Source organism: Nakamurella sp. (assembly GCF_048594475.1).
Taxonomy (GTDB): domain Bacteria; phylum Actinomycetota; class Actinomycetes; order Mycobacteriales; family Nakamurellaceae; genus Nakamurella.
In genome coordinates this window covers 1-3783 of record NZ_JBMDXT010000022.1, presented here as the reverse complement: position 1 = coordinate 3783, position 3783 = coordinate 1, and the positions used below count along the sequence as shown (strand labels likewise).

Genomic DNA, 3783 nt, shown 5'->3' with positions numbered 1-3783 from the left:
CGGGGGGGGCGCGCGGGGGCGGCCCCCCCGCGCTGGGGGGGGGCCCGGCGCCCCCGCCGGCCCGCCCCGCGGCCGCCCGTAGACGTCGGCCGTGTCCAGGAACGTGATGCCCTCGTCGACCGCGTGGTGCAGCGTGCGCAGCGCCTGCTCGGGGTCGGTCTCACCGTAGACGTGGCTGACGGCCATGGCACCGAAGCCCAGGCGGCTGACGGTCAGGCCGGGGGCCAGGTCGATGGTCGGGACGGTCATGGCGTCTCCCTTCGATCGTCACGACGCTAGCCCGCCGGGCGGGCCGGGCCACCGCCGGGCGTCGGGCCGGACCCGGGGGCGGGGTGGGGTTTTCCCCGGCCCGGCCCGGGGTGTCACCCGATGTCCGGTTCCGGCGCGGCTTCGTAGCGTCCCTGCCAAGGCCGAAATCGGCTGCGAAAACCACGGGAGACGAGCATGAGTCACGCAGCAGCAGAGCCGGCGACGATCACCGCACCACCGAGCCTGGCCCCGGTGGCCCGGGCGGTCGGTCTGCACAAGGTGTACGGCGCGGGGGACACCGGGGTCGTCGCGCTTGATCGGGTCGACGCCGACTTCTGGCCCGGCCAGTTCACGGCGATCATGGGACCGTCCGGCTCCGGCAAGTCGACCCTGATGCACTGTCTGGCCGCGCTGGACACGCCGACGTCGGGTGCGGTGTTCATCGGCGACGCCGATCTGACCCGGCTCGGCGACAGGGAACTGACCCGGATCCGCCGCGACCGGATCGGGTTCGTGTTCCAGTCGTTCAACCTGGTGCCCACCCTGACCGCCTGGGAGAACATCACCCTGCCGCTGGCCATCGCCCGGCGGACACCGAACCGGGCCTGGCTGGACACCGTGATCGACACCGTCGGGCTGCGGAACCGGCTCGACCACAAGCCGAATCAGCTCTCCGGCGGCCAGCAGCAGCGGGTCGCCTGCGCCCGGGCGCTGGCCGGCCGGCCGGACATCGTGTTCGCCGACGAGCCGACCGGCAACCTCGACTCCGTCTCCGGGGCCGAGGTTCTCGGGTTCCTGCGGCGCTCGGTCAGCGAGTTCGGGCAGACCGTCGTGATGGTCACGCACGACCCCGGTGCCGCGGGCTACGCCGACCGGGTGCTGTTCCTGGCCGACGGGGGCATCGTCGACGAGATGGCCGACCCGACCGCCGAGCGGGTCCTGGACACGATGAAGCACCTCGATGCGCGGCCCGCCACCGCGGCGGCCGGGGGCTGACCGGCGATGCTCACCGTCACCCTCAAAGGCCTGCTGGCGCACAAGCTCCGGCTCGCCATGAGCGCGTTCGCGATCGTCCTGGGCGTCGCGTTCGTCGCCGGCACGTTCATGTTCACCGACACCCTGAACCGCAGCTTCACCGAGCTGTTCCGGCAGACCGCCCCCGATGTCACGGTCCGACCGGCCGGTGCCGCGGACACCGGCGGCTTCACCGGGGCCGACGCGCGGAGCGTGCCCGCGGAGCTGGCCGCCGCGCTGGCCGACGTCCCCGGGGTCGCCCGGGTCGACGGCACCGTGCTCAATCAGAGCACCTATCTGATCGGGCGGGACGGCAAGATCGTCGGCAGTGGCGGCGGCGCGCCCGGGATCGGCACGACGTTCACCGGTGGCCCGGCCGCCGACGGGTCGCCGATCGTCACGCTGACCAGCGGGAACCCGCCGGCGGCGGACGACCAGTTCGTCGTGGACGACAAGTCCTTCGCGGCTGCCGGTTTCGCCCTCGGGGACGAGATCACACTGGTCACCACCGGGACCGAACCGACCGTGCGGGGCACGCTCGTCGGGACGGCCCGGTTCGGCCGGACCGGGAACACGATCGGTGCGACCCTGGTCCTGATGGACCCGGCCACCGCCCAGCGGCTGTACCTGGGAGGCGCGGACGCCTATACCGACATCGCCGTCACCGGCGACGGTTCGGTGGACAACGCCGCGCTGGCGGCGGCGGTCGGGGCCGCCCTGCCGGCCGGGTACGAGGCACTGGACGACGCGCGGATCGCCGCGGAGAACCAGTCCGACCTGGCCGAGGGCCTGTCCTTCATCACGACCTTCCTGCTGGTCTTCGCGGCCGTCGCCCTCGTGGTCGGCACCTTCCTGATCCTGAACACCTTCTCGATCGTGGTCGCGCAGCGCACCCGGGAGCTGGCCCTGCTGCGCGCCCTGGGCGCATCGCGGCGCCAGGTCACCCGGTCGGTGCTGACCGAGGCCCTGGTCGTGGGCGTCGTCGGCTCGACGGTGGGACTGGCCCTGGGCCTCGGGCTGGCCGTCGGGCTCAAGGCCCTGTTCGGGGCGATCGGCCTGGACCTGTCGAGCGCGGGCCTGGTCTTCCAGTGGCGGACGGTGGTGGTCGCCTACGCGGTCGGCGTGTTGATCACCCTGCTCGCCGCGTACCTGCCGGCCCGCCGGGCCGCGCAGGTGCCGCCGGTCGCCGCGCTGCGGGACGACGTGGCGATGCCCGAGTCCTCGCTGCGGCGCCGGCTGATCGCCGGGGCGGTGATCGGCGCGGCCGGCGCCGCCCTGATGGTCCGGTCGCTGGCCTTCGACGGGGGGCTGGCCGAGCTGGGCGCCGGCGTGCTCGGCGTGTTCGTCGGGGTGGCCCTGATCAGCCCGGTCATCGGCCGGCCGCTGGTCGCGCTGATCGCCTGGCCGTTCCCCCGGCTGTTCGGCCCGGTCGGCCGGCTGGCCCGGGAGAACGCCCGGCGCAACCCGCGCCGGACCTCGGCGACCGCATCGGCGCTGATGATCGGGCTGGCCCTGGTCAGCGCGATGGCGGTGATCGGCCAGTCGGCCAAGGCCAGCGTGGACGCGCTCGTCGCCTCCGACCTGCGGGCCGACTACGTGGTCTCGAACGCCGTCGGCGCCCCGTTCTCGGCGGCCATCGGACAGCGGATCGCGGCGCTGCCCGGCGTCGCGGAGGTCGTTCCGGTGCGGTACGGCACGGCCGAGATCGACGGCTCCGACGCGTTCCTCGTCGCCGCCGATCCCACCGGACTCGGGCGGATGACGTCCCTGGTGGTCACCGACGGCCGGCTGGACGGCGGGGGATTGGTGGCCGCCCGGGACCGCGCCGACGCTTCCGGGTGGCGCGTCGGTGACACCGTGGCGGTGACCCTGCCCTCGGGTGTGGTCGACCTGCCGCTGACCGGCATCGTCGAACCCAACCAGCTGGCGGGCAGCCTGATCGTGCCACCGGCCGTGCTCGATCACCTGGAGCCGGTCGACTCGACCGTGTACGTGGCGGCGGCCCCGGGCGCCGATTCGGGCGCGGTCACCGCGGGGATCGACGCCGTGATCGCGGAGCTGCCCACCGTCACCGCGAAGGACCAGAACGAGTTCGCCGCCGAACAGCGGGCGCCGGTCGACCAGTTGCTGGCGGTGATCTACGCGCTGCTCGGGCTCGCGGTGATCATCGCCGTGCTGGGCATCGTGAACACGCTGGCGCTGTCGGTGATCGAACGCACCCGCGAGGTCGGCCTGCTGCGCGCGATCGGCCTGGGCCGGCGGCAGTTGCGGACCATGGTCCGGCTGGAATCGGTGGCCATCGCCGTGCTCGGGGCGGTGCTGGGCGTCGGGTTGGGCCTGGTCTTCGGGGTCAGCATCCAGCGGGCCACCGCGGACGACGGCATCCGGGTGCTGTCGGTCCCGGTCGGGCAGCTTGTGGTGTTCGTGCTGCTGTCGGCCGTGATCGGGGTGCTGGCCGCGGTCTGGCCGGCCCGCCGGGCGGCCCGGATGGACGTGCTCCGCGCGATCACGGCGGCGTGA

3 protein-coding genes are annotated in these 3783 nt (G+C 73.9%); 2 read left to right on the top strand and 1 reads right to left on the bottom strand.

Annotated elements, in window-relative coordinates; translation table 11 throughout:
- Positions 1 to 249: aldo/keto reductase (locus ACOJUF_RS01120; RefSeq protein ID WP_420120023.1), on the bottom strand; the 249-nt coding region annotated here is incomplete at its 3' end.
- 195 nt (positions 250 to 444) lie between these two features.
- Between ACOJUF_RS01120 and ACOJUF_RS01115 the strand changes: the two genes are divergently transcribed.
- Entirely contained in the window at positions 445 to 1245 is an 801-nt protein-coding gene (locus tag ACOJUF_RS01115; protein WP_420120022.1) for an ABC transporter ATP-binding protein, read from the top strand.
- 6 nt (positions 1246 to 1251) lie between these two features.
- Positions 1252 to 3783, top strand: coding sequence for an ABC transporter permease (locus ACOJUF_RS01110; protein WP_420120021.1), 2532 nt, complete (start codon positions 1252 to 1254; stop codon positions 3781 to 3783).

What these genes read in the sequence shown, in the direction of transcription:
- ACOJUF_RS01110 (WP_420120021.1), top strand. Translation starts at nt 1,252, where the DNA reads ATGCTCACCGTCACCCTCAAAGGCCTGCTGGCGCACAAGCTCCGGCTC.
- ACOJUF_RS01115 (WP_420120022.1), top strand. Translation starts at nt 445, where the DNA reads ATGAGTCACGCAGCAGCAGAGCCGGCGACGATCACCGCACCACCGAGC.